The following is a 26,178-nucleotide window of genomic DNA, read 5'->3' on the forward strand; positions in this document are numbered from 1 at the left end:
CGATGCAGGGCTTATCCCGGTCAGTTGGCGGAGTCGTACTGCTCCACGACGGTGGCCGGGATCCGTCCACGATCGTTCACCTTGATCCCTCGGGCCCTGGCCCACGCGCGGATATCGGCGCTGCGTTCGCGGCTGGATGGCGTGCGGCTGCGGCGACCCCGCGCACCAGACCCTCTGCTACCACCACCCTTCCGGGCCGCCTTGATGAAGGGCTCCAGTGCGTGCCGCAACTTCTTCCCGTTGTCTGTGCTGAGGTCGATCTCATACACGGCACCATCGAGCCCGAAGGTGACCGTCTCGTCGGCGTCACCGCCGTCAAGGTCGTCCACGAGTAGAACTTGAACCTTCTGTGCCATACCGTTCTCCGTTTCGCCAGTCTATGTGGTGACGAAGAAAGTATCCCCTACTCCGTTCTCAACGCAACCACAACGAGCCAAAATCAATTGGCTGTCACTCAACGGGCTCCATTAGCCGGACCGACTGGCAGCGGTCGCATGTCTCCAAGTTGGGTCGCTGAGACTCCACTCCACCGGCGGCGATGGATCAGCGGTTGTGGACTGTGCCTTACCGGGCAGGCTCTGAGGTCGCCCAGCCAGACGATGCGCGACAGGTGGGAAGCGACGCCAGAGATTATGGGCGGTGGGTTCGGTGCGAGGGTGGAGGTGATCCGCGAACCTGGGTCCGGGGCTCTATTCGTAAGTATTGGCGCCAAGGGCTGATCAAGGGGTCGGCGGTGGCGCCCGGGCGTGTGGGGCACGCCTTGATCGCGCACGATCGCTTCGATCGTCCCGCCCGAGGGGGCGGGACGCGGGGTCGAGGAGTCCACGGGCAGCCGTCGGCGGTGACAAGGGTGGTGGCGGGGGCCGGACCGGGCAGAACGGACATGTCATTCTGTACATCGGACGGCATCACCACAAGTCAGCGCCTTGGCGACAGCATGAGCACCAAGGCGGTCGGGCCGGACCGGGTCTCGGTGGTACGGCGTCATACGGCCCCGGCCCGACCAGCGCCGTCGGGTCGCCAAGGCCACAGCGCCCCGGCACTGCCGTCCATGCTCGAAACACCCCCTGGCGGGTCCTTGTATATGGCGTGCCGGGCACGGACGCAGATGTCGATTGAGGTCGGACGCGTTCGCGACACGGCTCTGCCGCATCACCCATGCCTCCTAGGGGAGGTTCCTTCCGAGAGCGACCGATCACGCGTCGACCGGGCCACGGCGGATCGGGAGCGACCTCTTGGTAGCAAACCGCGGTGGTGATGGCCGGCGACATTCCCGATAGAGCGGTCATCGAAGGAAAGGTGTGGCGGAGGCGGTCTGCCGCGGGTCGGAATCGATGCTGGGCATGAGCCTGTCGCCATGCACCGTCAGGGCGATCCAGATCGCGCGCCCACCCCGGCGGAGCGCCTGACCGCCCCAGTAGAAGGTTCGGCCGGCGGACTGTCCTGGAGGCGCCCCGACCGGTCGGGTGCCGTGAAAGAGGAAACACTCGGCTGCAGCCCGGCCCGCATGTGGCGTGAATCGCTCGCAGCGGTCCCGGGTTGGGAAGTGGCGCCTGGAGCACTCGGTGAGGCCGTAAGTGTTCCAGATCCACTTATGGCGGATTTGTGTGGTGAGCCCGGTGGGTAAGGGCTCGCTTCCTCGTTCGCTTGAGCGAGCCGGGCGATCTGCCCGGTGAGTTTCGCCGGTCTGGGGGCGGAGACGTTGATGACACGGCGCCCCTGCGTGCCGCTGGCTCGCGTACCTGGTGGCCGACCCCGCCACCCTGCTGCTGCTGGGTCAGTGGCTGACGGTGGCCGTCCACGCCATCTGCGGCCCGCTCACCGCGTTGGCCCTCGACGTCTTGGGAGTGCCGATCAACTCCAGGACGCGTGACACCGATGCGCCGCGTGTCCTCGGACCGGAGGACCGGCACCGGCGAACGCTTCCTGGCGCTGCACCGCCGCCGTCCGCAGGCGGCGGCCCTAGACTCGCATCCGCGACGGATCTACAACGTAAAGCCGTTGGCCGGGTTCTATCTATTGCCCTGACAACAGAAAACACCAAGCCACCGACGCGCACTCAAGCACGGCCGGCGCGGTTCGTACGGCGGCTATCGAGAGCGGACGATGTCAGGAACTGCTGCGGGGCCACTGGCGGTCTGGTGGACGTGGTGGGTGTGGCCGGGCGGCAGGGTGCAGTGCCCGTGGGAGCCGGTCGGGTGTGGTTCTCCGCACACCCGTAGGCGGCCGTCGTCCGCCTCGTCGCCGAGGCCTCCGTCGTCGTGGAACTCGGGATCGTGGAATTCCTCCTTCTGCCGGTCGGCCAGGCATTCGGCCAGGAGGCGGCGGCGGGCGCTTTCGGAGGCCAGCTCGCCGATCGCCCCGCCTTCGCCCTGGCCACTGTCGTCGTGGGCGTCGCTGATCTGGATGGTGGGCTCGCCGCTGCCGGGCGAGGACTGGTAGGGGCCGATCCACACCCGCGCCTTGGGCAGGTCGGCGCGGGTGCTGACCCATCGCACGACACCGTTGCCGGCGTCGGCGGGGCTTGAGCAGCAACCGAACGGCCAGTCACGGTAAGGAGCCCGGCAGGCCGTTCCTAACGTGACTGGCCGTTCTGATGCGGGCCGCGGGTTGTCATTTGTCGTTGGCGGCGGCCTCGACGGGGTCAGCGAGGTCGACCAGGCGCAGCGCGAGCCGGGTCATGGCGTTGGTCGCTGCCAGCCGTACGCCGGCCGCACCGAGTTGTGTTCATGGCGTCCTACTCCCGAACGTGTCCCGAGGTGCCAGGTAGGTCTTGATCGCGCGGCGGGGGCTTCCGCCTACCGGTCGGGGCTGCCGTCGGTCGAGCGTCTTACGCCGGGGTGGTCACAGCCGGTGGTCGGGGCGGTTCTGGTGGCTGCCGGTGACCCTGGTTTCGGCGGTTGGACGCCGTATCGGGTCGGGGGCTAAATCCCTGGCGTTCGCGCTGAAAGCTTGTGAGCTGCGGAAACACCGGCGGGCACACCGGACAGAATCGGTGATCTCTATGGTCCGCCCCGCACCATGATCCTTCTCGGCGTCAATGGCCGTCCATGGGTTCCCCGACCCTGTACCCCGGCGTCGGCGGCGCCGTCGCCGGGCGCGGCCGTGCCCGGCGACGCGGACGGCGTGCGGCTCAGCAGCTCGTCGTAGCCAGCCACCGAGGGCACCGGGCGGGTGTCGGGCGGCAGGCCCTCCAGGACCTCGCGCAACCGGGCGCGGCCGTCGCCGTCGCCGCGTTCGGCTGTGGCGGCGGGGCCGGTGCGGGCTCTGCGAGCACGTTGACGGCAGGCGTCTCCGCAGTACCGGCGGCGGCGGCCGACGTCGGCGTGCTCCAGCTCCCGTCCGCAGCCGGGGGCCGGCGCAGCGGCGGGCGCGGCCGGGCGGGGCGCAGATCTGATCGGCGAGGGCGGCCAGGCGGACCGCCTGCGGGTCGGGGGGGCCACCTCGAGCGCGGGCCGTACCGCCTCGCGCAGCGCGTCGGCGATCTCGGCCAGGCGTCCGACGTCCGGCAGCAGCCGCGTCGACCGCTCCCGGATGCGGCGGGGGGTGTTCCAGTCCGGCAGGGCGTCGTCCCGGATCTCGTCGGCCAGGGTGAGCAAGCGCCTCGACATCGCCTCCAGCTCGTCGGGGGCCTGCGGGTTGGTGCGCCCCAACCGCGCGATCTCGCGTTCGCGGCCGGGCAGCGCGGCCAGCTCCCGACGGTTCAGTTCGCCGGCGGCCTGCCGCGCCAGCGGACGGAGCTGGCGCAGCGTCTCGCCGGCCAGGTCCAACGGCCGGGCCCGCGCCACCTCCCCGGCGATGGTCGGGTCCGTCTTCAACGCCGCGGTGATGACGTCGACGGCCTCCAGCGCGCGCCGCCGCGCGTCGCCGACGGCGGGCGGGCCGTCTTGGCCCTCCGCTCCCGAACGTGTCCCCAGCCGCCAGGTAGGTCCGGGGACGGCATCGGGTTCGCGTGATGGGCGTCGGGTTAAGAAGGTTTCCCGACAGGTAGCCGACCATCTCCAGAGAAACGGACGGCAGAGGACGAAACGCCCCGCCATGCATTCAATTCCGCGTGCTGATTGACGACAGGTTTTTTCGACAGATGGAACGGGGCGTCGTCCTTCCCGAGGAGCGCCGGTGCGGATCGTCTACTCCCGCTCGTCCACCGCGGTCCAGTCGCTGCTGCGGCAGCGGCACGTCCTCACCGAGGCCGGGCTACTGGTCCGCACCGAGGGTGTGGCCGAAGGGTTCCGTCCGGCCGAGGGCGTGCTGCTGTTCGAGGACCCGGCCACCACCTCCAAGATCCCCGCGTTGGAGCGGCCCGCGTTCGGTGAGGTCGCCGCCGCGCACCCCGGCGACACGCTCACGGTGTCGGAGCTGTTCCGGCTCTGCCGCGACCTGGTGGACATCCACGCCGTCCGCGACTGGTGCCAGGCCCGCGGCGTCGTGCTGCGGGCCCCGTTCGGACCTCTGTCCAACTTCCACGATTTGGCCGCAGACGACGCGACGACCGCTCTGATCATCGCTGTGGGGCAGTTCCAGCGCGACCTGCAGAACGAGTTGACCGTCGAGGGGATCGCCGAGGCCGAGGGACGCTACCGCGGCTGGCCGCCCGCGCTGGCCGGTGCCCGGCTTGAGGATGTGCGGTCGGCGTTCCGGGAACAGGGCGCCTCGATCGCGGTCCGCGCACGCACCCACGGGGCGAGTCGGGCCGCCGTCCGGACGGCCTTGGCCGACCTGCTGCCCGATCAGACGGCCCAGCCTTCATCAGAGTGATCGAGGGGGCTGGGCCGCAGCCTCGTCACGGTCAGGCGAACACCCACCGTGACGAGGACTGCGCAAAGCTACCTTTCCCCTGGTCGCACGGACCCGAGTGGAGGGCGAAGAACGTTGCCGAAGCGGGATGACCGCCTTGCTTTGCGGCTCACCGGAGTTCTAGGAGTCCTGGGCCGCCATGCCCGTCGCGCCTAGTACAGGCGCCATTTCTGCTCGTTTCCGCTGCCGCAGGACCACTGGACGAGGCCCTTACCGTCCTGGTGGGAGCCGTCGGGAACCGCCAGGCACTTGTAGGTTGCGAGGTTCTTCAGACGACCGGCATCGTCATAGACCCACTTCTGCTCATTCCCGTTGCCGCAGTGCCATTGGATGGCCGGCTTGCCCTGGGTGGTGTCTCCTCCACCGATCGCCAGGCACATCTTGCTGGCGTGGTTGGAGATTTGGTAGACGACGTCATCGCCGACTGTTCCCACGGCGTCGAAGTACCAGATCTTAGAATCGGCCCCGGGAAGGCAGGACCATTGCACGACCTGGCGACCGGGATCCGGTAGGCCATTCGGCACCGCGACGCAATCTCCGCTGTTGTAGTTCTCGACGTAGTAGTAACCCTCCGACGCCGCTCCGACGTCCTGAGGGCTGGGGACGGGGTCGGCGAGGGCAGGCGCCGCCATAGCCGCGAAGACCATGACGCCGGCACCCACCGTGATGTTTGCCCTGCGTACGACCGAACCGATAGATGAACTCCGAAGGGTGGACATCAGGGATCCTTTCCGTTGTTGTGACGACTTTCCGTTCTGTACGTGAGCATCTTCCATGGCCGTAGAATCAGAAGTCAAGGGTGATCGTCCCTTCTGTGTCCGTCATCACTGAACACATTCTCCTCGCAGAGCATCGAATCGATTGCCGATTAAGCACAGGAGTGCGAAATAGAACTCCTTGTGCTTCCTTAAGTGGACGTGCGTGCTTCTCGGTCAGGTGGCTCCGCTTGACCACTCGTTTGGCATGGATGCGGTTCTGCGTGCAAGGCAAGCCAGGCGAAGCCACACCTATGGTGTGTTGGAGGTGCCCGGTGACGATGGGCGTGGCCCAATTCCTAAGCCATCTGAGAATCGCCTCTTCCGACGTCCCGTCTCGGTGGGCATTCGTCTGAATGTGTTCCGTCCGGTCGAAGGCTGCGCCGGGCCTGGCGCGTCGGCAAGGTACATCTGCGAGCGTCGGCGAGTGCCGGAACCACACCGATCGGGCGACCCGTTCGCCGCAGCCGTGCAGGCTCTGCCGATCTGACGCCGGGGCCCGGCCGTCTCTTCATCGCGGCCAGCGTGTTCGGGCCGGCCCGGGCGTCGTGCGGCGATGGTCAGGGGCGTGGTGGCTGGGCCGGGCGGTCCACGATGGCCACGTTGGTGATCGCGATCGTCGAGTAGGTCCGGGTCTTCGCGGGGAGGGTCGCCCGGACTCCGAGGTAGCGATAGGTGCGGGCATCGAAGATCATCTCTTGGCCGTACAGCGTCACTCCGACGCCCTTGCGCCCCGCCGGATCGGTGATATCGCGGTCCACCGTGGCGCGGGGGTTCTGCGCGAGCATGCGGAAGAGCGCGGCTCTGGCCTTCGGGGGGACATAACCCCTGGCGAGCACATCTCGGAACCCGCTTGCGAACTCGCTTTCCCCGGACGGCCGGTGCGATCCCTTCGGGCGCTGCGGCATGTCGCGTCGGCCGATGGCCTCGATGAAGCCGCGTAGGCTTAGGGCGTCGGTGGGCATACGGCTCAGATGGGCCGGATCGGTGACGCAGGCGCGTCCGGCGGGCCGACCCGGCAGAACCTCCCGCCCGTTGAGGCAGCCCGGTCGCCACCACCGTTCCGGCCTCGAACTGTTCCAGGGCTTGCGCTCCTGGAGGCTCGAGCGGGTCCCGTCCACCGACAGCCAGGAACGGAGCGTGATCGAGAAGGGCCGTCCCGGTGGGTCGGTCATGACGATGGCGTCGCCGAGTGATGCGGGCCAGCCGTACCCGAACCGGTTGGGCTCTCTGCCCGCCGCGCGGATCTCGATGTGCAGGTACTGGTCAGGGCGAGGGGTGAGGGTGGGTTCCCGGTCGGCGGCCTCGGCGGCGCGGTTCAAGATCTCCGACGCCCCGGCGAGCGCCAAGGGCTGCCGTCGGTCCACCGAGGTCACCGGTGCCAGCACGACGGCCGCCGCAGCGACTGAGGTCAGCGCCACGGTGGCCGTGATGCCGACCGTCCACCTGCGCGACACGCCCCGACGCGGACGGGACGCGGGGGCGGCCAGTTCCGCGAGAACAGCCATGCGGGCGCGCGTCAGCGGTGGGGCGCCCGCCGGGTCGAGGTGCTCGCCGAGGTCGTCGAGGGTCGTCATCTCATCCATCGCTCTGCTCCCGGGTGGGGTCGACTCCGTTGAGCGCCGTACGGACCTTCGTCCGGGCGCGGTTCAGCCGTGAGCGCACGGTCCCGATCGGAACCTCCAGCGCGGCGGCCGTCTCCTCGTAGCTGAGCTGCGCCCAGGCGATGAGCAGCAGCACGTCCAGTTCCCCGGCGTTCAGCCCGGCCAGCGCCTTCACCAGCACGGTCCGCGCCGCGTGCGCGCTGACCTCCGCAGCAATCCGATCGGCCGGGAAGTCCTGCGTGTGCTCGACCGGGGCGCGTGCCGCCGCCCGATAACGGGCCGCCTCGGTGCGCCGATGCCTGGCGATCAGGCGGGTGGCGATCCCGAACAGCCACGGCCGAACGTCGCCGCGGGCGGGATCGAAGCCGTTCCTGCGCCGAAAGGCGGCCAGGAAGGTCTCGGCGACCACATCCTCGGCTATATCCGGCCCCAGACGACGATGGACATAACGGTGCAGCATCACCGAGTACCGGTCGAAGAGCGCCGCGAACATCTCCGGGTCCTCCCGGGAACCGGCGATGATGTCGGCGTCGTCGACGGCCAACGATTCGGCGCTCATCAGCGTCGCCATGGTGGGGCCAAGTCCGGCATAGGGATCCTTCCCTGTCGGGGGATGTCACCCATGTCTCTCCACCAACGCCCGAACGGGTTCCAAACGACTCGACCCGTTCGGGCGGAGGCCTCAGCGAACTCTGGGATTGTTGCTCAACCGGCCGAACCGCCGAAGGGATCGCCGCGGCCGAGGCCGAACGCCGCCACTGCGGCCGGCCGCCCGCGCCGGACGGTCTGCTGCCCGACCGGCCGATTCCCCCCCCTGGGTGACCCCGGCCGACTCGTTGGGGTGTATCTGGCGACAACGGTCTTACCGACACCGATCCGGGGTGATCGAGGGGGTGATGGGCGGTCAGGCCGCGAGGTCGAGGTGGAGGCGGCGGCCCATGTCGATGTCGATGGTGCCGTAGAGGTTGGCGTTGGACCAGAACAGCGGGGACAGGCCGCGCTTGTCGGCGTCGGTCAGGCGTTGCCGCCAGGCGGGGTCCTTCAGGACCGACCGGATGAGCAGGGTGTTGATGAACACCAGCGCGGACTGGAGCAGGTGGAGGCTGAGCATGGACACCTCCTGGTGCTCCTTGTCGCTGCCGGGGATGGTGCCGGCGCTGCCGTAGAACAGGTCGGTGTTGGCGGAGTTCCAGTTCTCCACGACCTGTAGGCCCTCGTGGATCTCGCGGCGCAGATGCTCGGAGGCGATGTACTCGGCGACGAAGACGCTCTTGACGGCTTTGCCGAGTTCCTCGATGGCCTTGTAGGTGGGGTGTTTGGGGCCGCCGCGGGTGAAGCGGCGCAGGACCTGTTCGGCCTCGGCCGTGCCCAGGCGCAGGGCGGTGGCGTACTTGACCATCTGGTCGTACTGCTGGGCGATGATGTCCCAGTCGATCGGCTTGTCGGTCACCATGCCGGTCAGGCAGGACGGGACGGGGTCGCCGGGGTCGGCCTTCACCAGTTTCTGGTGGGCGATTCTCTTGATCCTCGGCAGCAGCTTGAAGCCCAGTAGGTGGGGAGAACGCGAACCCGACCAGGGATTGGCCGTGGCTGTCGGTGTACTGGCGGTCGATGGTCGCGTCGGTGCAGTGCCGCAGCACGCCCTCCATCATCGCGGCGACCTCGGAGGCGTTGCAGGAGCGAAGCTGGGAGTAGACGCACACCGACTTGCGGTCGACGTGCCAGTAGATCATGACGCCGGGGCCGCCGTAGCGGGTGTGGTACTCGGTCATCAGGTTCGAGGACCAGGACCCGAACTTCTTGGAGTCCGACGCGCAGGCGGTGCCGTTGCCCCACCACAGCGGGTCCCGCATCTTCAAGGTGGCGTTGACCAGGGTCGAGATCGCGTTGCGCAGGTTGTCGCGGGTGACGAACAGGTGCCTGGTCGCGCGCAGCGCGGCCTCGGTCTCGCCGTGCCGTCCGCCGTCGGCGACCCGCTTGATCCCCACGTTGGTGCCCAGCGCGTACAGGACCAGCAGCAGGCGTTTGCGGATCACCTCCCGAGGGGTGGCCTCGCGGGTCGCGACCGTGGTGAACGCGTCGGTGAAGTCGGTGACGAAGTCCGACTCCTTCAAGAACTCCAGCAGGTCGATGATCCCCCAGCGGGCGGCGACCTCGGCGTGCAGCGCCCGCAGGTTCTCCGGAACTTGCAGCCAGCCCAGGTCGGGGATGTGCCAGCGCGGCTCACCGCGGTGCGTCTTCACCTTCGTGCCGCCGGACTTGTTCTTGGCGACGGCGTCGCCGGCCGCGGTCATCGAGGCGCGCATCGCCTCCTTGAGGGTCTCGATGAACACGGCGCCGTCCAGCGGCTGGCTGAGGGTCTCGTAGTGGACGTCCCGGTTGTCCTCGAAGTCGGTCGGCAGGTCCTCCTCGGGGTTGCGCCAGCGGCGGGCGCCGGCGGCGCAGCGCGTCCTTGAGCGACACGATCACGCACAGCTCGTAGGAGGCCCGCTCGATGACGCCGTCGCAGTCGACGACCGCCTCCAGCCAGCCGTCCGGCACGACGCCCTTGATCGGGACGTTCTCCGACGCGTCGTAGTGGCGGGTGGTGTTGGGTATGTCGGCGTACCGCTGGAGCAGGTCCAGGGCGTCCATCACCGGCCGGTAGGCGGTGTTGTTGCACTTGAACTCGATCGCGGCCAGCAGCTTGGGCAGCATCCGCCGGTAGTAGCTCGTGTACGAGCTGGTCAGCACGGTGCGGACCCGGGCCTTGTACGCCTTGGCGTCCGCCTTCGCCTCGGCCACCAACGCCCGCAGCGTCGTCTCTCCACCCGCGACCGCGGGGAACACCACCTGCCGGACCGTGCCCTCCGGCTTCTTCAGCGACGCCTCGGCGATCGAGAACAGCTTCTCGGTCTTGCGGTGCACCTTCTTGGCCTCGGCCTCGATCGCCTTCTCGACCTTCCGCTCCGCCCGCGTGTTGATCTTCGACACCAGACCGATGAACAGATCGACCAGCGCGTCGGTGATCTCCGTCGTCCGCGACCACGCCAAAGCCGCCACCAACGCCCAGCGCACCGGCGGCCGGTTCGCCGCCAAATCCGACGGGTGCGACGCCCGCGCCCGCCAGGACGCCACCAGCCGATCCGAATACCCGCCGAACAGATCCGCCGGCAGCCCGAGCGCCTTCGCCCGCCGCAGCTTGACGATCTCCTCCAGCAGCGTCTCCAGCCCCAGCCGGCCCGGGTCGGACTTCAACTCCAACAGGAACCCGTCCTCGCCCGTGGCCAGCTCCCACAACGACCGCGCCGCATCCGCAGACAACCCGTTCAGCACATGCAGGCAGAACCCCCGCTCGAACCGCGCCCGGCCCGCGCCGACGATCCGGTCCACCCGGCCCGGCGGCTCGATCTTCAACGTTCGGCAGCGCCTGACCAGCGCCGACCGCAGCCCCTCATCGGTGAACACCATCGGGCAGATCGTGTCCGCCAGCCACCCGGCCAGCACGTCCTCATCCGCCCGGGTCGACTCCCGAAACCCCAGCGCATCCCGCACCTGCTTGCGGTGATACTCGATCGTCGACCCGACCACCGGTACTCCCCGAACAGCCCCGGATCGACCCCCACCTGCCCCGCCACGTAGTCGACCGCGGCCTTCGGCACCTCCCCCCCGTGCCGGGGGAACCGGCCCTCCTCCTCGAAGAACTTCAACAGCAGACCGAAACCCAGACGCGTCGCCCCCGACTTGTTCCCCACCAACTCCCAGTCGCCGTCCAACAGCGTCCACGCCGCGACCAGCGCCTCCGGCTCCCACTCCCGACGCATCCCCACCCGCCCTCCACCCGACCGTCTCCGACACGAACACGATCAAGCGGAAACCACACCCAACCAGCCCCATTCACCCACCCGTAACGACCACGAACCGCAATCGTGACCTCTCACGCCGCTACCTGGCACCTCGGGACATGTTCGGGAGCAGGACGCCAAATCCCACGGCCACGCCTACATCGACGCGGCCGAGCTGGCCATCGAGATGTACGGCGATCGCGTGCTGCCGCTCGTGGCCCGCAGCGTCAAGGTGGGGGAGGCGTACGACGCCCAATGTGCACTTCCGCTCTACTGCTCCGGACGAGAAGGTAACGAGGGACTACGAGACCGCCACGGACCTGATGATCAAGAGAGGGATCTTCTAGGGGCCGCTTAGGCGTGTCTCCAGGCGGGTGGATCGGCAAGGGGCCGGCGCACTCGCGTGAGCTGCGATCGCTGCTGCGGAAGAGGGCAAGAACACTGCGAGGTGATTCCAGTGGAATCACTCCCACTCCGGCCCCCCGTTATGTTCTTCGTGGTCCTGCAAGAGGGCCGCCGGCCTTCGGGCCCGGCATGACTGTTCCCCCCTGTCGAAGCGATGACCTGGGGGGTGGTGTCACCGGGCCCGTGGGTGCCGTCGGAGACGCTGATGAGAGGCCCGGCCACTGCCTGGCCGGGCCCAAAGCTCGGTCGTTTGCGGGCGGCAGGTCTGCATAACGTGGATGCGCGTGTACGACACCTGTGGCCGCCACCGCATCAGTGTGCTGTTCGCCATGTCCGCGACGGCGCCTTCTGTGAACCTCGCCTCCCCCAGGCGACGGCTGCATGAGTCATGCCCACAGGCAGTCGATCCAGATCAACACCTTGTGTCGCCTGTCCAGGCCGAGATATCTGCGGCACCCCGACGGACGGCTTCTTCCGGGTCCCGGGCGAGCTTCCCGCAGGCTGCTGCGACGTCCCGCACACCATCCGGTCCCACGAGCGCGTCAAATACCCCGGTCTGCAGCCAGTCGGCTTGGTTGTCGCCGGCCCCGGTAACTGCGAGAGCGATGAGCCTTATAGCGGCCACCGTCCCCACCCGGGCCAAGGCCTGTGCCGTCTGTCGAATCACCGCCGTGTCCTCGACATCCAGCAGCAACCCCACCAGCACTCGCGCAGCCTCAGGAACATCAGCGAAGGAGGCAAGGTCACGCCCGGCCCGAGCACGTTGCTCCCACGAAGGAGACAGCGCCTCAGCCAAGGCCGCCTCCAACCCACTCATCATCTCCGGCACGACCCGACCGTCTCATGCCCCACGAACAAGATCCAACCCCGGACCGAAGCCGCCCACACGCTTGACGAAGAACATAGAGGCACCCCCTGGGGCCAGGGCGATGTGCGATGCGTGACCGCCGAGCAGGTCGAGCTCCGGGACGACGTGAAGATCTACATTGTAAAGGTGTGGACCATTTTGTCACTGCCAGGGGCAGGCCATCGGCCTCGCAGCCCGACAGCCGCCGCCGAAATCCTGAGCCGTCTTCGAGACGGTGGCGGAGCCAGGCCAGGGCCGCCCGGCCGGCGTGACGCTGGTAAGGCCGCAGATGAGGCACTCCCTCCGGTGCCTGCCAGCGGCTCATCCGCGCCCAGTACCCGGCGTAGACGGCGGCGTAGCGGTCAGCGCGTCCTCGGAGGCCGTATCCCGGCGAGCGTCCCGGAGAGGCGCCGTTCGGCTGAGGCGGGGGTGTGCCCGGCCATCACCAGGTGCGGCACCAGGTCCGCCAGGTCCAGCCACGGCGCACCCTCGCAGGCATGAGCTCAGTCGACCACGGTGACGTCGCGGTCGGCGGCGGGAAGTCGGCTTACGCATCGGTCGGGCAGGCGCTCGCCGCCGCGCAGTCTCTCCAGGGCGGTGTCGGCGTAGCAGTCCAGGATCAGGTGGATGCGCGCGGGACCGTAGGCGTTGCACGCCCCGTGCACGAACGTGGGGGTCAGCCGCCAGACGTACCCGGCCTCCAGGTGGACCGCGCTGCCGCCCACCACCAGGAACGCCGAGCTGGTGGCGACGATGGGGACGTGCACACGATGCCGTTCGACGTCGGTGAGCTCCCGCTCTTGGTAGTCGCGGTGCTCCCACAGGTACGAGGCGGGCCCGAGCAGGGCCAGCCGTGCCCACATGTAGCCCAATCCCAGTTCGCCGAGCAGCGCCCGGGTAGTCGGCATTCTTTCCAGCAGGTCGGTGGGCACGGGGGTGGCGTCGCCGATGGCGTCGCCGGTGTCGTTGAGCAGGGACAGGGTGCCCCAGCCGCCGGACTGGCAGCGGCTGTAGCCGCTCACCCAGTCGTGGGGCACGGTCAGCACCTCGTGGCGAACACGTTCCAGCAGGGTGGGGTCGATGGCGTCGGCGCACGTGACCTGGTCGACCAGGTCACCCGTCGTGGTGGACATGGCGCTCCCTTCTGCAGCCGCACGGGGATGCGGGGTTACGGGGTGGGCGGCGGCCGGCCCGCTCCGTTGAGGTGGTCATGGAGCGGCCGCCGATCTGAACCGGGGACGGTCACGGCTTGGAGCCGCCGCCTGCCGGCCGGGACCAGCGCGGTGTACTCCCGGGTCCGACGGCCGTAGAAGATCGTCACCCCCGGGAAGGACCGCCGTAGCTGCGTGATGATGGGGGCGACCTCCAGGGCCCCGCTCCTGCCGCTCCCGGTGCCGACCCCGGTGCGGTTCGGCGAACCGTCCAAGCGCTTCCCCAAGCACTGGACCGTGATGACGTGGGTTCCCGGCGAGCCGCTTGACCACGGCTCCATCAGCCGCGGCGCCCATATGGCCGACACTCTGGCGGATTTCCTGCGGGCACTCCATGTGGAGGCGCCCACCGAGGCGCCCACCGAGGCGCCGATCGCCACGGACCGTGGTGCCCATCCCAGGAACTGCACCGACGGCTTCGAAAGCTTCTTCCAGGCCGTCGCCCCCGACGACATCGCCGCCGACCTCCGGGCCGTCTGGGACGACGCCGTCACAGCCCCGGCGTGGGAAGGCCCACCGGTGTGGGTGCACGGCGACCTGCATCCCGCGAACGTCATCGTCTCGGACGGAACACTCTCGGGCATCGTCGACTTCGGTGACATGTTCGCCGGCGATCCAGCGTGGGACCTCGCCGCCGCATGGGTGCTGCTTCCCGCGGGCACGGCCTCACGGTTCTTCGACACGTACGCGCACGCAGACGAGGCGGCTATCCGGCGCGCCCGCGGGCTGGCCGCTGTGAAGAGCCTCTTCCTGATGCTCATGGGGCAGAACGGAGATCGGGGCCTTCCCGGCGGCAAGCCTCACTGGGGACCTGCAGGCCGGGCGGCACTTGATCGTGTTCTGAGAGGCGTTTGACGCATGCTCCGTTGAACTTGTTCTCGATCTTGATTGAGGGCGGTGGATGAGTTCGCCAGGCGCAGAGTTACGCCACCATCTTGGTCGACCTGGACACTCACCGACCCGTGGACGTCGGACGACCGGGGGCCAAGGCTTTGGCCGACCGGCCGCCCATCCATGGGTGGAGACCGTGTGCCGTGACCGCGCGGGCGGGCATGCCGAAGGCACCCGCCTCGGAGCTCCCGATGCCCACCAGTGCGCCGATCGCCGGCACCGGTTTGAGAATCTGTGCGTGGTCGTCGACAAGACGATCCGCGCCCACCACGCCGACCTGCGAGAACCCGTTCCGTTCCGGTCGAGGACGAACAGGTCGAGCCGGTGGCCCAGCCGCCGGCCGAGAACGCGGACGACCGCGCCCACCAAGGTCAGGACGTCCACGACGTGTCGCCCGCCGCCGATGATCTGCTGCCGACCGGGCCAGAGCCCGCCCGGTTGCAGGACTTGCTCCCCCTCGACCTACTCCGAGCCATGATCCTCCACAACGGAGGTCCAACCCTTGGGCGAGTTGCTCCTAGGCGGCCGTTGGAGTGCGGCCCGTGCATTCGCTGATCACCGCCATCGTCGAGCACGGCGAGGCCGCCGACTTCCTGGCCTGGCCGGGCGACTTCGATCTCGACCGGAGGGATCACGTCGAGGACGTGCACCTGGCGTCGGGCGCGGCGCTCGAGGGCTTCGCTGGTGGTGGCGGGGGAACGTACTTCTTCTGCGGCTCGGGCGGTGAGGAGCGTCCCATTCTCTACGCGGACTCCGAAGGCCGTGCGGCTCTGGTCGCGATCGGTCTGCCGGAGTTGCTGCGGCTGCTCCTGGTCGCTCCCTGGTGGCGCGATTGCCGCGAGTTCACCGCGCAGGAGAGCAGCGAACTGGCCGGCGAGTACCTGCAAGACATACCCGACCTGACAACGCTTCGGGACCGAACAGCCACAGCACTGGGACTCACCCTTCCGGCCGAAGCCGACGCCCTGGCTCGCCTGCGCGAGGTCGCCACTCGGGCGGGCGCGGACTACACCCTGATCTTCACGCCGGAGAATGAACCCTACGAATCGCTCATCGAAACCTGAGCCAAAGCGCCAACTCAGAAGGAGACCCTTCCAGGTCACGCTCCGTGGCCGCCTTCCATGGAGTGAGTGCAGAGCCCTTTGCAGATGTCCGCCGGCACGCCCGGCCGCCGCGGCGAAAGCGAGGAGCATCCGGCGGGTGCGGCCTCCTTCGGTGTTGCGTCCCGTTGAATCTGAGGCAGCGCCGAGCTTCTGACCTGGCCGCCTCAGATAGGTGGGACCGACCGCCTGGGGAAAGTCCCGTTGATCATGAGGCAGATCAGCGAATGATCGGTGGGCAGGAGACGGCAGGGGAAGCGCAGCAGCCGGTGTTGGGTGCAGCTCCAACGCGGTGACTGCGTTCGAGCTGCACCCCGTGAGCTGCGCTGCCACTCTATGATTGCGCGATGTCGCTCGCAGTGCGCTGGACTCGGCTTCTGATGGTGGTATCGGCAACCGGCTTCGCAGGCGCGGCCTTCACAATCCGCGCCACGATGGACGGGCCCATCGAACAGTACTCAGGCGCCGCCTTGTCCGCTGCCATCGTCTACACGATAGTGATCCTCATATGGCCGCCGATCTCCCCACTGCTCGCCGGCGGCGCCGCGATCGCATACTGCTGGTTCATCGAGTTCGCACAGCTCACCCCCATACCCGCGGCACTCTCCCAACGCAGTTGGCTCGCGCGCCAGATGCTAGGCGCCCGGTTCGACCTCATTGATGTCGCCTGGTACCCCGTCGGCGTCATCCCATTGGTCGCCGCGCACTGGTTCCTGCGGGCCCGCACACGTTCCCGAACAGACCCGACACCCGCCCTCACATCATGATCTTGAAACAGCCGTGGACCGATCACTGAGTTCGAGTTGCACCCGTCGGCGTTGGGTGCTCAGCGGAGGGGCATCGGGGCGGTATCGCCGCGAGGCTGCGCTCGGATCCAGAGGATGAAGGCGTCGCTGATTCCGGTCGGCTCGTAGTGCTGTCCGATGCAGCGGCTGACTTCGTGGTAGAGCCGCCCGAGTCGTTCAGGGTGCGCCTTGCGGATCACCGTGCGCCAGTGTGGGCTGCTCAGCAGGTAGTTCATCGCGATGATCTCCGGGTGGACGGCCGCGGCCCGGACGGCCGGGCTCGGTTTCCCGTGGGGGCCAGAACGGCAAGGCGCCTGTCTCGCGGGCCGGCGTATTGGTTGCGGTCGGCCCAGCGCCGGCCGATCGCCTCGGCCTCGTTGTAGGAGGTGATGCCGTTGTGTCGGGCGGAGGTGCGGCGGCTGCCGGGACTGGCGCGACGCCAGGTGTCGCGCCAGCCACTGTTGCCGAAGGAGATCGACGGTTCGCTGGTGACGCCGGCGTGGAAGCGGGCGGTGTAGGCCAATCCCGATCTTCCGCAGGGCGCGGTGGACCGTGACGCCTACGTGGTGTGCGTGCTGGGGGCGCTGCACCGGGCGCCGGCGGTGCGCGATGTGTTCGCGACGCCGTCGCTGCGGTGGGCCGACCCGCGCGCCCACCTGTTGGACGGACCCGCGTGGAAGCGATCAGCGAGGACGTGCTGGCGTCTTTGTCGCTGATCGATCCGGTCGAGGCGCATCTGGACGGCAAGCTGCTGGCGCGGGACGCGGCGTGGAAGCAGATGGCCGCTCGGCTGAAGGAGGCTGGCGAGGACGCCCGCGTCCAGGTGGTGACACCGGCCGACGGGAGGGCCCGGCTGTCGGTGGACAAACTCTGTGCGCTCGGCGAGAGCCCGTCCCTGGTCTGGCTGCGCAGCGCCTGCCAGGCGATGCCGCCACGGATCGACCTTCCCGAGCTGCTCCTGGAAGTGCACTCCTGGACGGGGTTCCTGGACGCCTATGTGCATCTGGCCGACTCTCCACCCGGATGCACGACCTGCCGCGTTCGCTGGTGGCGCTGCTGGTGGCCGAGGCCTGCAACGTCGGGCTGGTCCCGGTGATCAAGGACGGGGACGAGGCTCTCACTCGCGGGCGGCTGTCGCACCTCGACCAAGAGCTATGTGCGGGCCGACACCCACGTGGCGGCCAACGCGGTCCTGATCGAAGTCCAGCGGTCCATCCCGATCGTCGCCTCATGGGGCGGCGGGCTGCCGGCCTCGGTCCACGGGCTGCGGTTTGTCGTCCCTGTCCAGACGATCAACGCCGGGCCCTCGCCGAAGTACTTCGGGTACAGGCGGGGCCCCACCCTGCTCAACGCGGTGAATGACCAGGTGATGGGCATCGGGCAGATGGTCGTCCCGGCACCCCGCGCAATTCGCTCTACATCCTCGACTGTCTGATCAACATCGACGCCGGCCCCAAGCCAGAGGTCGTCACCACAGACCAAGCGTCGGACTCGGACATGGTGTTCGGGATCTTCTCCATGCTCGGCTACCGGTTCGCGCCTCGCTTCGCCGACCTGGGCGACCAGCGGTTCTGGCGAGCCGACGTCCCCGGAAGCGACACCCCGAACGGCTGCGGGCCGCTGGAAGCGATCGCCCGCAACGAGATCAACCGGAAGGAGATTCACACGCAGTGGTCGGACATGGTGCGGGTCGCCGGGTCGCCGGTGACCAACCAGGTCCGCGCCTACGACCTGTTGCGCATGTTCTCCCGAGGCGGCAACCCGACCCCGCTCGGGCAGGCGTTCGCCGAGTACGGCCGCATCGACCAGACGCTGCACCTGCTCGGCATCCTTGACCCGATCGACGACACCTACCATCGGCGCCTGAACAAGCAGCTCACCGTTACAGGAGTCCCGGCACCGGCTCGCCCGGAAGGTCTCTCACGGCGGAGGCGGGCAGATCCGCCGACCCTTTCGCGAGGGCTAGGCGGACCAGCCGGCCGTGCTCGGCCTGGTCGCCAACGCGGTCGCGCTGTGGAACACCCGCTACCTGTCAGCCGCCGTCGACCGGCTCCGCGCCCAGCGCGTCCAGGTCAAAAATGAGGACGTCGCCCGACTCAGTCCACTCGGCCACGCTCACGTCAACTTCCTGGGCCGCTGCGCCATCACCGCCTCCGCTCCCATCCAGGGCTACGGAACCTCGGGCAGATCCCCGACCTTCCCGACGGAGCGGGCCGAGACCGGGGCCGAACGGCATGCCGAGGCTTAGGAGCCGACTGTCTCGGATCCCTTGATCTCCGTCGCGGACGAGGCACGTGAGTGGGCCGTCCAGGGGCACCTCGGTCTGGTGCCGACCGCCGCTCTGCCGGAGAAGGCCCGTTCGTCATCGGGAGCTGTTGACCCAGGTGAACTCGCATGAGCCGTGCCATTGGGCTACGCCATCTCCGTCAGGCGTGATCGGGTGCGGGCCGGTGCCGACGGGGGCAGTGTGGTGAGGATGTCGGCAAGGGTGACTCCGGAGAGGCTGTCTCGCCATGCCTGGTGGGCTTCGGCCATTTTCGCAGCAAGGACACAGGTGTGCCGGCACTCGTCGGGAGGCAGTGCTCCCCGGCCTTGCCGGCGGATCTCGCGGCACTCATACGGTGAGGACGTGCCGTCGATGGCCTGGACGATCTGCAGGAGCGTGATCTCAGAGGCGGGTCGTGCGAGCCGGAACCCTCCGCGCGGGCCCGTGGTCGCGGCGAGCAGACCGGCCTTGACGAGTGCCTTCAGTTGCTTGGCGAGATAGGGCGCCGGCAGGTCGTAGTACTGCGCCAACTGTGTCGTCGACGCGCTGGCCCCCGGATCCAACTGAGCCAGCGTGGTGGCGCAGTGCAGAGCCCATTCGGTGCTCACAGGCAGCTTCACAGCCCCGAGCCTACCGCAGATATTACGGATCCATTTAGTCCATGATAGGTTTCGTGCCGGTTACCAGAACAGGAGAGATCATCATGCGGATTGCCGTTGCCGGCGCGACCGGGAACATCGGAACCCTCACCGTCGCCGCCCTGGAACGGGGCGGACACCGGGTGGTGCGCATCAGCCGCTCGCTCGGCGTGAACCTGATGACCGGCGAAGGGCTCAGCGCCGCGTTGGCCGACGTCGAAGCGGTCGTCGACGTCACCAACAGCACCGCGACCGACCCCGCCGAGACGGTGGCCTACTTCAGCACTGTCACGCGGAACCTGCTCGCCGCCGAGGAGCGGGCCGGTGTCGGCCACCATGTGCTGCTGTCGATCGCAGGGGTCGACCGCGTCGAAGGCAACGCGCACTACGCCGGCAAACGAGAGCAGGAGCGCCTGGTGGCCGCCGGCCCGGTGCCATGGACGATCGTCCCGGCCACGCAGTTCCACGACTTCGCCGCGATGGTGACCACCTGGACCGAGCAGGACGGCGTCGCCACGATCGCGCCGCTACTGGTGCAGCCGGTCGCGCCCGCGGACGTGGCCGACGTCCTCGCCGAGATCGCGACGGGTCGGCCGCAGGGCCGTTACGCCGACGTCGCCGGACCCGAACCGCAGGACCTGGTGGACATGGCCCGGCGCACCAACCAGGCGCGCGGCCGCACGGTGAAGCTCGTGCCGACGTGGTCGACGATGTTCGGTCCGGCGATGGCCGGCAACGTGCTGCTGCCTGCCCCAGGCGCCCGCATCACGCCAACCACCTTCGACCAGTGGCTTGCCGAACAGCGATAGAGCCGCCGGCCCACGCCTGCGGCGATGCCGCAGGTGGCAGTTGGTGGGAGCGGCCTCACCAGCGGGCCGTCTGGATGGTGCCTTGGGACTCTACCGACCGGTGGTAACGCCAAGGCGTGAGCACCGGGTCGCCCCGGCGCTCGGGTCCGTGTCACCAGCCCCCGACCAGATCGTTCGCGCTGGTCCCGGGCACCCGGCGCAGCACCGCCTCGCAGAAGGTCGCGGTTGTGACAGGACTTCGGCGAACGGCGACCCGTGGGAACACGTCCGCGGCGGGTATCGCGTCGACCTCGCACAACGGGTCATTTCTGCGAACCGCACATGGCCACCGACACCACGCACAGCTACTTGCAGCTCGTGGCAAGCAACCCGAGCCCGAGGCCTACATGGCCGCCGGTCACCGGCAGGTTTCCGGTCCGGCACAACGGCACCGTGAGGAAGAACGACGCCCGCGCAGCTCAGTGGTACCCCCGCGCGGGCGGCGCGGGAGGAGGACACCGCTACGCCTCTTTCGAGGAGATGCTCGACGCCGAGGGCCCTGCCGAGGTCAATCCGACCAGCCCCCGCGAGCGGCAACCGGCCGACGTCCGCCGCGTCTACGGCCCCGAGAAGCAGGCACTGGCGTCCTGGCCATCGAAATCGAACTGGTCGACAACCTCGCTTGATCAACGTGGTTCAGTGCCCACTGGACGATCATGGTGGGCCTGCTCGGGTTGGCTCACGCCACCGTCGCAACCCGGATCGCCGGCGACCGTATGGGTGCCGCACCGATGGTCATCCGTCGGCCGCGCGGGCGTCCTTCTGGCCGGCTCTGGTCGTCTCTTCGGTCTTGGCGACGTAGGCGGCCAGTGCGCCGAGGGTCAGGCAGAGCGGGGAGTACAGGGCCAGGTCCCAGCGCGTAAAGGTGGTGGATTCGTCGGCGAATCCGGAGGAGGCCAGGCCTGCGCAGCCGCGGAGCAGGAGTACGCCCGCGACGGTCGCGGTGCCCAGGCGTTCGAGCCGGGTAGGCAGCAGGCGCGGTGCCAGGTTCGCCTGGGCGGCGACCAGGTAGGCCGCCGTTCCGAGGGCCACGGCCACCGAGCCGGTGGCCGCGGCACTGGGGGCCTCTGCCTCGGGCACGCCCGCGATCGTGCGGGTGAACTCGGCGAGGTCTTCGAACGGCCATGGGGAAAAGATCCAGACGGTGTGCATGGCCGCGGCGGCACCGAGGCCGAGCATGGCCGCGCCTCCTGCGAGCTTGGCGAGGGGCATGATCGCTTTCCTTCCATCAAAGGTGTGGTCCGCGGCGGGTGACCCGTCCGTCAGCGGCCTACGCCTCAGGGGTGTGCCGGTGGCGTCGAGGATCCGGCGACGCCGGCCGGGGCGGGTGCCAGGCCGAGTACCCCTCGCACTGCCCGGTCGATGAGCTCGATGTCGTAGGGGGCCTGCCCGGCCAGTTCGATCCCGACCGCCTCGACGATGGCGGTGTATGCCGCTGCGGTCTGCCGGGCCGGCGGCCCGGGAGGGATCGCGCCGCTCGCCCTGCCGGCGGCGATCAGGTCGGCGCAGTTCGCGTCGAGCCGGTCGATGATCTCGGCGATCGCCTGGCCCACCGGATGATCCTGTCCGGTGAACTCGACCCTCAAGGTCAACAGGACCCGTGCCACGTCCCGGCGGCAGAAGACGGCGTGCCCGCGGGCCATCGTCATCAGCGCGTTGACGGGGTCGGCCTCGTCGGTGCCGAGGTGGCCCACCTCGGCCTCCCAGGTCTCCTCGACCCACGCCACGACCGCCAGTGCCAGCTCTTCCTTGTTGGCGAACAGGTGGTATACGGCGCCGCGGGTGTATCCCGCCTCGCTCGCCACGCGCTCTAGCGCCAGGTTGGCGTACCCGCGGGTGGACAGTTGCCGAGCCGCGGCTTCCAGTAGTGCGCTTCTGGTCCGCGCGCGCCGGTCGGCCTGCTTGCGCCTGGGCTTTACTTCCGTCATCGCTTCTCACCTGCGTGCATGCCTGTACGTCACTTCCTTCGCGGCGGCCGGGTGCTCGGCGGATTCCTTGGCAGGTCGCCTGCGGTCGTTCCTGTCGCAGCCATTGCGCTCGGCCGTTGGCCGGCGAGGCTTTGGCTCTTGTCCCCGGCGATCAGGAGTCCGCCGATGATGGGGAACGCCCAGCCCGGCGAGGCCGGGCACAGGATGACGAGGGGCACTCCCCAGGCAAGGAAGATCCACCCCAGCCACCCTGGCACGCGTTGATGCCGGCGCGTCGACCACACGACGTAGCAACCGAACACCAGAACCGGAACGCCGAAACTACCGAAGGTCGTCCAGAACCCCTCCGCGCGCTCGAACTGGCTGAGTGTGACGGACTTGTCGAGGGTGAAGGTGTTCCACACCCCGTCCTCGACGACTTGCGACCACAGGTCACGGCGCTCCCACCCCGCGACGACGACGTGCACGACACCCATGCCGACGGCAATCCAGCCGGCGGCTTTGCTCAGGCGAACACTCTTCCCATCAGCGACGTTGTTCTCCATGGCAGGAACATACGTACATGCACGTATGTAAGTCAATTCGGTGTGATGAGCGGCACTGAGGACAGCCTCGGGCTCGGGTTGCTTGCCACGGGCTGCAAGTAGCTGTGCGTGATGTCGGTGGCCATGTGCGGTTCGCAGAAACGTGTCGGCGGCCTCGGTGAAGGCGTGGACCCGCTTACGGTCGGGGCCGACCGCAGGCGGCCGTCGAGTTTGACGATCGGGTCAATGCGGTCTCACGGCGACGGCGCCCGGCGGGCCTCGGCGGCGACAGCGACCGGGCGCCGGGAGCGGTTGCGGCCGGGAGGTTTCGGCGATGCGGGCGAGTTAGGCGCAGGACTGTCCGATCTGGTTGTTCTGCGCGTACGCCTTGGAATCGCACTGGCGGGGGCCCGCCGCCTGATCATGTGGCGGACTGCTCTTGATCCCGAGGCGGCGATGGTGGTCGGTCGTCAGGGAAGCCCGAGGCGGCGAACGCGGCGGCCAGGTCCGCCTCGGCTCGTGCGGCGCGTTCGCGTTGGGTGGAGGCCTCGATTCGGACGGCGGCCAGGTCGGCCTCGAGTTTGGCCTGGACGGCCTGGGCGGCGCCGAGGGCGGCGTGTTCGGCGGCGAGGTCGCGGGCGGTCTTCTTGTTGTCGGCCTGCAGGGCCGTCATCTGTTCGGTGAGTTCTTCGACGCGGGTGGCGGCGGCGCGTTCGGCTTCCTGTGCCGTTCGTGCGGCGCGTTCGGCGGCCTCTGCGCGGGTCCGCTGGGCGCGAATCTCGCCGTTGGCCGTGGCGAGTGCTTCGCGCGCGCCGGCCAGCGCGTCCCATGCACGGGTGAGGTCACTGCGGAGCGACTCGGTCAGCTCGGCCTGCGTTCGGGCGGCGGCGTGGAGGCGGGTCCGTTCGTCCTCGTGGGCGCGTTCCGCCCGACGCAGTTCGGTGGTCTTGGCGTCTCGGGCGGCTTCGGCGGTCGCTTGGGCCCGCTCGGCGGTTTCGCGGGCCTGTCGGTGGGCCTCGATCGCCTCGGCGGCGTCGGCGCGGGTCTGTTCGGCGGCGGCTCGTGCTGCGGCGGCGTCGTCCTCGGCGGCCCGCTGGGCGCGTCGGGCCGCCACCGCCGCCTGCTCGGCCGCGATGCGAGCGGCGTCCGCGGCGTCGGCGCGGGCTTCGGCGTCGGCGGAGTCCTGGCGTGCGGCGCGGGCTTCGGCGTCGGCGCGGTTGACCCGATTCAGCGCACCGTTCTGTGCTTTAGAGAGCAGCTCCTGGAGTTGCCCCAGCCTCTCCTGGAGCGTGGTGATCGCGGCGGGGACCGTCTGTGCCAGGGCCTCGGCCTGCCGCAACGGCTCCTCCACCTCGGCGACGTCGGCGGCGCGCCGATCTCTGCTGGCCTGATCCGCGTGCGCCTTGCCGCAGTACTTGGCGGGACGGCCACGCCTCCCGGACGGCACCGGCAGATCACAACCGGCCAGGGCGCACACCCCGGCCCGCCCTCCCTGACCGTTCGGCGCGGCGGGTGGGGACTCTTCAGCCTCTGCGGTCGAGGTCGGCTCGTCGATCACGACCCAAGGCTAGCGTAATTTCGCTTCTACATACGTGAAATGCCTAAAGCGTCACGCGAAACGCGAAAATAAGACTTGCCAGAGGCTCCGTGATAATGACCCTTATCCTGGACCCCGTACGGTGAAGGCGAGGCGATGGAGGGAGGCGGTCCGGTGCAAGGCCGAGTCGGCGGGTTCCATCGAACGGACGGCATCGCCGAGGCCGGCGATCATCCGCCCTCCGCAGCCGATGAGGACGGCGCGACCACAGACCTCCGACAGGAAGGCCCGCTTTGAGCGACTCTGAGAACCCCGGCTCGTACGGGCATCTCACCGAACGCACCCGTCCGCCGGCCGCGGCCCATCACGTTCCCTCACCGGTCGCCGCATCCACCCGGCCCGAGCGGTCGGACCCGTTCGTCGAGGCCGTGGCGATGCTGCCGGCTCTGCCCATCGACGAGGACGGCGGCCGCTACGGGCTGCGGACGCTGACCGCGGCCTGGCTGCGCGGCCAGAACAGTGACGCGACCCGCCGCGCCTACTACCAGGACCTGGCGGGCTGGCTGGCCCACTGCGCACACGCCGGTCTGGACCCGCTCACCGCCCGACGCGCCGACGTCGACGACTGGACGGTGACGATGACCGCCGCCGTCCGCGGCGGCGGCAGCCGCCCGGCCGGGGCCGCGACCAAGGCCCGGAGACTCGCCGCCGTGTCGTCCTGGTACCGCTACCTACAGTCGAACGACGCCGCCGAACGCAACCCGACGCTGCTGGTCAAGCGCCCCACCTCGGCCGAGATCGAGGCCGCCTCCCGCAGGGCGCCCACGCTCGGCGTTCAGGAGACCGCCGCGCTGCTCGACGCCGCCGAGTCCCGCGCCCACCGGGAGGACACCGAGGCGGCCTGGCGCGACGCGGCGGTGATCGCGCTGCTCTTCTACACCGCACTGCGCGTCTCCGCGATCACCGGAGCCGACATCGCCGACCTCACCACCGAGGCCGGTTACCGCATCCTGCGGCACGGCCTCAAGGGAAGGGGCCCGGCGGGGCGCGGCTACGTTCGCCTGGACGGCGAGCTCACCCGGGTCCTCGACCTTTACCTCGAGGCGCGGAGCCGGCGGCACCCGGACGGAGTCCGCCCGGCGGGGCCGCTGGTGGTGACGACCCCGCATCCCCATGACCCCGGCAAGCCCGGCGACAAACGCCTCACTCAACGCGACGTCACCAACATCCTGCGCAGGCACGCCCACCGCGCGGGCCTGCCCGCCGCGGCCAGGCTCACACCGCACAGCGGACGCCGAACCGTGATCACCACGCTGCTCGGCAACGACGTACCGCTCGCCAAGGTCCAGGACCTCGCCGGACACGCCGACCCCCGCACCACCCGCCGCTACGACGACACCAACCACAAACTCGCCGCGTCACCCGTCACCGACCTCACCCGCATCCTCGCCAAACACCGCAACCCCGAGCAGCGACTCCCCGGGGATCGACCGACCGACGACTGACCTCGAAATCACCGCCGCCCGGCTCGAGACCGAGCACGCACGGCCGCGGATGCCGAACTGGTGCGGTGCCACGAGCACGGCGACTCACCCAGATGCACGTCGCCCACGGCCGCGACGCGGATCCGGCTTCATCGGCTGACCGGTCACGCGTAGCCCGGCGCTGACGCCCCCACGGCCGGACGGCTCCGGAACCCACATGGGTGCCGGTAAGAAACGTGACGGGCCCATTTGGCATCTCGGATGCCGCGACGCGGGTGGCGTACACCGGGTGGGCTTTGCGGGCGGCCGGGTCGGTGGCGATCGTCATCTGACGAGCCCCGCATGATTCCTCCGGCCTGTCGCATGCCGATATGGGCATATGATGGCGACCATGGCACGAGCAGCGACGACGTCGGACGTCTTCAACGCGATCGCCGAGCCGCAGCGCCGGGCGATCCTGGTGCTGCTGCGGTCGGGTGAGCAGCCGGTGACCGAGGTGGCCCGGGAGTTGGGGATGACCCAGCCGGGGGCGTCCAAGCACCTGCGGGTGCTCCGGGAGGTGGGGCTGGTGCGGGACCGCAAGGCGGGCAAGCAACGCCTGTACGGCCTTGACGCCCGCGGGCTGCGACCGGTCCATGAGTGGACCGGCGGGTTCGAGCGGTTCTGGAACGAGAGCTTCGACCGGCTGGACGCGTACGTGCAGGACCTGAAGCAGGCAAGGCAGGGGGAGTAGC

Annotated in this window: 25 protein-coding genes and 3 pseudogenes; 10 read left to right on the top strand and 18 right to left on the bottom strand. The window is 69.1% G+C overall.

All coding sequences use genetic code 11. The features are described from left to right. Positions 1–20 precede the first annotated feature (20 nt). Positions 21–356 carry a histone-like nucleoid-structuring protein Lsr2 gene (locus DFJ69_RS31100; protein WP_116025873.1) on the bottom strand — a complete coding sequence of 112 codons (336 nt, stop codon included), beginning with the start codon at positions 354–356 and terminating at the stop codon, positions 21–23. Positions 357–1,887: 1,531 nt separating this feature from the next. Here DFJ69_RS31100 and DFJ69_RS34670 point away from each other — a divergent pair. After that, complete coding sequence (locus tag DFJ69_RS34670) at positions 1,888–2,028, top strand: hypothetical protein (protein ID WP_211328875.1); 141 nt, start codon at positions 1,888–1,890, stop codon at positions 2,026–2,028. Positions 2,029–2,090: 62 nt separating this feature from the next. Here DFJ69_RS34670 and DFJ69_RS34675 read toward each other — a convergent pair whose 3' ends face one another. After that, positions 2,091–2,498 carry a hypothetical protein gene (locus DFJ69_RS34675; RefSeq protein ID WP_170177873.1) on the bottom strand — a complete coding sequence of 136 codons (408 nt, stop codon included), beginning with the start codon at positions 2,496–2,498 and terminating at the stop codon, positions 2,091–2,093. Positions 2,499–3,002: 504 nt separating this feature from the next. Further along, a complete protein-coding gene (locus DFJ69_RS31110; RefSeq protein WP_116025874.1) occupies positions 3,003–3,818 on the bottom strand; it encodes a hypothetical protein in 816 nt (271 codons plus the stop codon). A 301-nt stretch (positions 3,819–4,119) separates the two neighbouring features. Between DFJ69_RS31110 and DFJ69_RS31115 the strand changes: the two genes are divergently transcribed. Continuing rightward, positions 4,120–4,758: a recombinase family protein gene (locus DFJ69_RS31115; protein ID WP_116025875.1), complete on the top strand. Its 639-nt coding sequence runs from the start codon at positions 4,120–4,122 to the stop codon at positions 4,756–4,758. A 191-nt stretch (positions 4,759–4,949) separates the two neighbouring features. Here DFJ69_RS31115 and DFJ69_RS31120 read toward each other — a convergent pair whose 3' ends face one another. The 9 genes and pseudogenes from DFJ69_RS31120 to DFJ69_RS31150 all read right to left on the bottom strand — a co-directional run bounded on the left by DFJ69_RS31120 (position 4,950) and on the right by DFJ69_RS31150 (position 13,365). After that, the gene (locus DFJ69_RS31120; protein ID WP_170177874.1) at positions 4,950–5,516 is read right to left on the bottom strand and encodes an RICIN domain-containing protein; all 567 of its coding nucleotides are present in this window, start codon (positions 5,514–5,516) and stop codon (positions 4,950–4,952) included. 596 nt (positions 5,517–6,112) lie between these two features. Next, positions 6,113–7,138, bottom strand: a complete 1,026-nt coding sequence (locus DFJ69_RS31125) for a CU044_5270 family protein (protein ID WP_147312529.1) — start codon at positions 7,136–7,138, stop codon at positions 6,113–6,115. After that, complete coding sequence (locus DFJ69_RS31130) at positions 7,131–7,715, bottom strand: RNA polymerase sigma factor (protein WP_245974649.1); 585 nt, start codon at positions 7,713–7,715, stop codon at positions 7,131–7,133. The genes DFJ69_RS31125 and DFJ69_RS31130 overlap by 8 nt, the downstream gene beginning before the upstream one ends. A gap of 345 nt (positions 7,716–8,060) precedes the next feature. Then, positions 8,061–8,654, bottom strand: coding sequence for a transposase (locus DFJ69_RS35935; protein ID WP_245974650.1), 594 nt, complete (start codon positions 8,652–8,654; stop codon positions 8,061–8,063). A 103-nt stretch (positions 8,655–8,757) separates the two neighbouring features. Next, a pseudogene (locus DFJ69_RS35940) lies at positions 8,758–9,462 on the bottom strand (Tn3 family transposase); the annotation flags it as partial. Continuing rightward, positions 9,380–10,726: a hypothetical protein gene (locus DFJ69_RS35945; protein WP_245974821.1), complete on the bottom strand. Its 1,347-nt coding sequence runs from the start codon at positions 10,724–10,726 to the stop codon at positions 9,380–9,382. The gene DFJ69_RS35945 and the pseudogene DFJ69_RS35940, both read right to left, overlap by 83 nt. 50 nt (positions 10,727–10,776) lie before the next feature. Continuing rightward, positions 10,777–10,959, bottom strand: a pseudogene (locus DFJ69_RS35950) (hypothetical protein); the annotation flags it as partial. A gap of 838 nt (positions 10,960–11,797) precedes the next feature. Further along, on the bottom strand, positions 11,798–12,214 hold the full coding sequence (locus tag DFJ69_RS31145) for a hypothetical protein (RefSeq protein ID WP_211328876.1): 417 nt from the start codon (positions 12,212–12,214) through the stop codon (positions 11,798–11,800). 521 nt (positions 12,215–12,735) lie between these two features. After that, entirely contained in the window at positions 12,736–13,365 is a 630-nt protein-coding gene (locus DFJ69_RS31150) for an aspartyl/asparaginyl beta-hydroxylase domain-containing protein (RefSeq protein WP_116025880.1), read from the bottom strand. Positions 13,366–13,581: 216 nt separating this feature from the next. Here DFJ69_RS31150 and DFJ69_RS31155 point away from each other — a divergent pair, with 216 nt between their 5' ends. The 3 genes from DFJ69_RS31155 (at position 13,582) to DFJ69_RS31165 (ending at position 16,201) form a co-directional block, all read left to right on the top strand. Next, positions 13,582–14,298 (top strand): phosphotransferase, encoded by a 717-nt coding sequence (locus DFJ69_RS31155; protein ID WP_245974804.1) that lies wholly within the window; start codon positions 13,582–13,584, stop codon positions 14,296–14,298. Between the two features lie 578 nt (positions 14,299–14,876). After that, positions 14,877–15,398 carry a hypothetical protein gene (locus DFJ69_RS31160; protein WP_116025881.1) on the top strand — a complete coding sequence of 174 codons (522 nt, stop codon included), beginning with the start codon at positions 14,877–14,879 and terminating at the stop codon, positions 15,396–15,398. Between the two features lie 383 nt (positions 15,399–15,781). Further along, entirely contained in the window at positions 15,782–16,201 is a 420-nt protein-coding gene (locus DFJ69_RS31165; protein WP_116025882.1) for a ribosomal maturation YjgA family protein, read from the top strand. 59 nt (positions 16,202–16,260) lie between these two features. On the opposite strand, the gene DFJ69_RS31170 is transcribed toward DFJ69_RS31165, so the two are convergent. Then, complete coding sequence (locus DFJ69_RS31170) at positions 16,261–16,455, bottom strand: hypothetical protein (RefSeq protein WP_116025883.1); 195 nt, start codon at positions 16,453–16,455, stop codon at positions 16,261–16,263. A gap of 153 nt (positions 16,456–16,608) precedes the next feature. On the opposite strand from DFJ69_RS31170, the gene DFJ69_RS36300 reads away from it, so the two are divergent. Together DFJ69_RS36300 and DFJ69_RS36585 are read left to right on the top strand one after the other, a co-directional pair. Next, the gene (locus DFJ69_RS36300; protein ID WP_281275933.1) at positions 16,609–16,737 is read left to right on the top strand and encodes a hypothetical protein; all 129 of its coding nucleotides are present in this window, start codon (positions 16,609–16,611) and stop codon (positions 16,735–16,737) included. Between the two features lie 320 nt (positions 16,738–17,057). Then, a pseudogene (locus tag DFJ69_RS36585) lies at positions 17,058–18,467 on the top strand (transposase); the annotation flags it as partial. A 164-nt stretch (positions 18,468–18,631) separates the two neighbouring features. Here DFJ69_RS36585 and DFJ69_RS31180 read toward each other — a convergent pair. After that, positions 18,632–19,105, bottom strand: coding sequence for an RrF2 family transcriptional regulator (locus DFJ69_RS31180; RefSeq protein ID WP_116025884.1), 474 nt, complete (start codon positions 19,103–19,105; stop codon positions 18,632–18,634). A gap of 83 nt (positions 19,106–19,188) precedes the next feature. Here DFJ69_RS31180 and DFJ69_RS31185 point away from each other — a divergent pair, with 83 nt between their 5' ends. Continuing rightward, positions 19,189–19,932: an SDR family oxidoreductase gene (locus DFJ69_RS31185; protein ID WP_116025885.1), complete on the top strand. Its 744-nt coding sequence runs from the start codon at positions 19,189–19,191 to the stop codon at positions 19,930–19,932. A 774-nt stretch (positions 19,933–20,706) separates the two neighbouring features. On the opposite strand, the gene DFJ69_RS31195 is transcribed toward DFJ69_RS31185, so the two are convergent. From DFJ69_RS31195 to DFJ69_RS31210, 4 genes are all read right to left on the bottom strand, one after another. After that, positions 20,707–21,183 (bottom strand): DUF3995 domain-containing protein, encoded by a 477-nt coding sequence (locus tag DFJ69_RS31195; RefSeq protein ID WP_116025886.1) that lies wholly within the window; start codon positions 21,181–21,183, stop codon positions 20,707–20,709. A 65-nt stretch (positions 21,184–21,248) separates the two neighbouring features. Further along, positions 21,249–21,899, bottom strand: a complete 651-nt coding sequence (locus tag DFJ69_RS31200; protein ID WP_116025887.1) for a TetR/AcrR family transcriptional regulator — start codon at positions 21,897–21,899, stop codon at positions 21,249–21,251. Positions 21,900–21,928: 29 nt separating this feature from the next. Beyond that, positions 21,929–22,444 (bottom strand): DUF6463 family protein, encoded by a 516-nt coding sequence (locus tag DFJ69_RS31205; protein WP_116025888.1) that lies wholly within the window; start codon positions 22,442–22,444, stop codon positions 21,929–21,931. A 400-nt stretch (positions 22,445–22,844) separates the two neighbouring features. Further along, positions 22,845–23,981 carry a coiled-coil domain-containing protein gene (locus DFJ69_RS31210; RefSeq protein WP_147312530.1) on the bottom strand — a complete coding sequence of 379 codons (1,137 nt, stop codon included), beginning with the start codon at positions 23,979–23,981 and terminating at the stop codon, positions 22,845–22,847. Between the two features lie 272 nt (positions 23,982–24,253). Between DFJ69_RS31210 and DFJ69_RS31215 the strand changes: the two genes are divergently transcribed. Further along, positions 24,254–25,465 carry a tyrosine-type recombinase/integrase gene (locus tag DFJ69_RS31215; protein ID WP_116025890.1) on the top strand — a complete coding sequence of 404 codons (1,212 nt, stop codon included), beginning with the start codon at positions 24,254–24,256 and terminating at the stop codon, positions 25,463–25,465. Between the two features lie 370 nt (positions 25,466–25,835). Continuing rightward, positions 25,836–26,177 carry an ArsR/SmtB family transcription factor gene (locus tag DFJ69_RS31220; protein ID WP_116027033.1) on the top strand — a complete coding sequence of 114 codons (342 nt, stop codon included), beginning with the start codon at positions 25,836–25,838 and terminating at the stop codon, positions 26,175–26,177. Position 26,178: the final 1 nt, after the last annotated feature.

It is taken from the genome of Thermomonospora umbrina, from assembly GCF_003386555.1.
Taxonomy (GTDB): Bacteria; Actinomycetota; Actinomycetes; order Streptosporangiales; family Streptosporangiaceae; genus Thermomonospora; species Thermomonospora umbrina.